This window comes from Rhodococcus sp. NPDC059968, assembly GCF_042738615.1.
Taxonomy (GTDB): Bacteria; Actinomycetota; Actinomycetes; order Mycobacteriales; family Mycobacteriaceae; genus Rhodococcus_F.
In genome coordinates this window covers 1-2,151 of the sequence record NZ_JBHWUE010000252.1, presented here as the reverse complement: position 1 = coordinate 2,151, position 2,151 = coordinate 1, and the positions used below count along the sequence as shown (strand labels likewise).

General features: G+C 53.9%; 2 tRNA genes and 2 rRNA genes. All 4 read right to left on the bottom strand.

Going from position 1 to position 2,151, the window contains the following annotated elements:
- Positions 1-44: 44 nt before the first annotated feature.
- Positions 45-120 (bottom strand) — tRNA-Thr (locus tag ACFWAY_RS53590).
- A gap of 5 nt (positions 121-125) precedes the next feature.
- Positions 126-201 (bottom strand) — tRNA-Val (locus ACFWAY_RS53585).
- 5 nt (positions 202-206) lie between these two features.
- Positions 207-322: ribosomal RNA gene (gene rrf, locus ACFWAY_RS53580) — 5S ribosomal RNA — on the bottom strand.
- Positions 323-371: 49 nt separating this feature from the next.
- A 23S ribosomal RNA gene (locus ACFWAY_RS53575) occupies positions 372-2,151 on the bottom strand; the annotation flags it as partial.

The following is a 2,151-nucleotide window of genomic DNA, read 5'->3' as shown; positions in this document are numbered from 1 at the left end:
ACAATCCGGTGCGTTAACCACTTCGCCACAACCGCCATAGTTGCTGGTGCCGACTAGAGGACTTGAACCCCCAACCTACTGATTACAAGTCAGTTGCTCTACCAATTGAGCTAAGTCGGCTAGAATGGTGGAGGATGACGGGATCGAACCGCCGACCCCCTGCTTGTAAGGCAGGTGCTCTCCCAGCTGAGCTAATCCTCCGAATTGCCTGGCAACGTCCTACTCTCACAGGGACAAGGTCCCAACTACCATCGGCGCTAGAGAGCTTAACTTCCGTGTTCGGTATGGGAACGGGTGTGACCTCTCTGCCATCATCACCAAACTATGAAGGCATATTCCTTCAAAACTAGATAACATTTGCTACATATTATATGGTTAAGTCCTCGATCTATTAGTATTCGTCAGCTCCACATGTCACCATGCTTCCACCTCGAACCTATCAACCTGATCATCTTTCAGGGATCTTACTAGCTTACGCTATGGGAAATCTCATCTTGAGGGGGGCTTCATGCTTAGATGCTTTCAGCACTTATCCCTTCCGCACATAGCTACCCAGCTATGCCCTTGGCAGAACAACTGGTACACCAGCGGTGCGTCCATCCCGGTCCTCTCGTACTAAGGACAGCTCCTCTCAAATTTCCTACGCCCACGACGGATAGGGACCGAACTGTCTCACGACGTTCTGAACCCAGCTCGCGTACCGCTTTAATGGGCGAACAGCCCAACCCTTGGGACCGACTACAGCCCCAGGATGCGATGAGCCGACATCGAGGTGCCAAACCTCCCCGTCGATGTGGACTCTTGGGGGAGATAAGCCTGTTATCCCCGGGGTAGCTTTTATCCGTTGAGCGATGGCCCTTCCATGCGGAACCACCGGATCACTAAGCCCGACTTTCGTCCCTGCTCGACTTGTAGGTCTCGCAGTCAAGCTCCCTTGTGCCTTTACACTCTGCGAATGATTTCCAACCATTCTGAGGGAACCTTTGGGCGCCTCCGTTACACTTTAGGAGGCGACCGCCCCAGTCAAACTGCCCACCTGACACTGTCTCCCCGCCCGATAAGGGCGGCGGGTTAGAAGGTCAATACAGCCAGGGTAGTATCCCACCGATGCCTCCACCGAAGCTGGCGCTCCGGTTTCCAAGGCTCCTACCTATCCTGTACAAGCTGTACCAACATTCAATATCAGGCTGCAGTAAAGCTCCACGGGGTCTTTCCGTCCTGTCGCGGGTAACCTGCATCTTCACAGGTACTATAATTTCACCGAGTCTCTCGTTGAGACAGTGCCCAGATCGTTGCGCCTTTCGTGCGGGTCGGAACTTACCCGACAAGGAATTTCGCTACCTTAGGACCGTTATAGTTACGGCCGCCGTTTACTGGGGCTTCAGTTCAGAGCTTCGCTTACGCTAAGCGCTCCTCTTAACCTTCCAGCACCGGGCAGGTGTCAGCCCCTATACTTCGCCTTACGGCTTCGCAGAGACCTGTGTTTTTGCTAAACAGTCGCCTGGGCCTATTCACTGCGGCTCTCTCGGGCTTGCACCCTAACAGAGCACCCCTTCTCCCGAAGTTACGGGGTCATTTTGCCGAGTTCCTTAACGAGAGTTCTCTCGATCACCTTAGGATTCTCTCCTCGCCTACCTGTGTCGGTTTGCGGTACGGGCACCTCTCACCTCGCTAGAGGCTTTTCTTGGCAGTGTGGAATCAGGAACTTCGCTACTATATTTCGCTCGCCATCACAGCTCAGCCTTATGGGAAACGGATTTGCCTATTTCCCAGCCTAACTGCTTGGACGCGGATATCCAATACCGCGCTTACCCTATCCTCCTGCGTCCCCCCATTGCTCAAACGGTGAGGAGGTGGTACAGGAATATCAACCTGTTGTCCATCGCCTACGCCTTTCGGCCTCGGCTTAGGTCCCGACTAACCCTGAGCGGACGAGCCTTCCTCAGGAAACCTTAGGCATTCGGTGGACGGGATTCTCACCCGTCTTTCGCTACTCATACCGGCATTCTCACTTCTAAGCGCTCCACCAGTCCTTCCGGTCTGACTTCACTGCACTTAGAACGCTCCCCTACCACTGATACCATTGGTATCAATTCGCAGCTTCGGTGGTGTATTTAGCCCCGGTACATTTTCGGCGCAGAGTCACTCGAC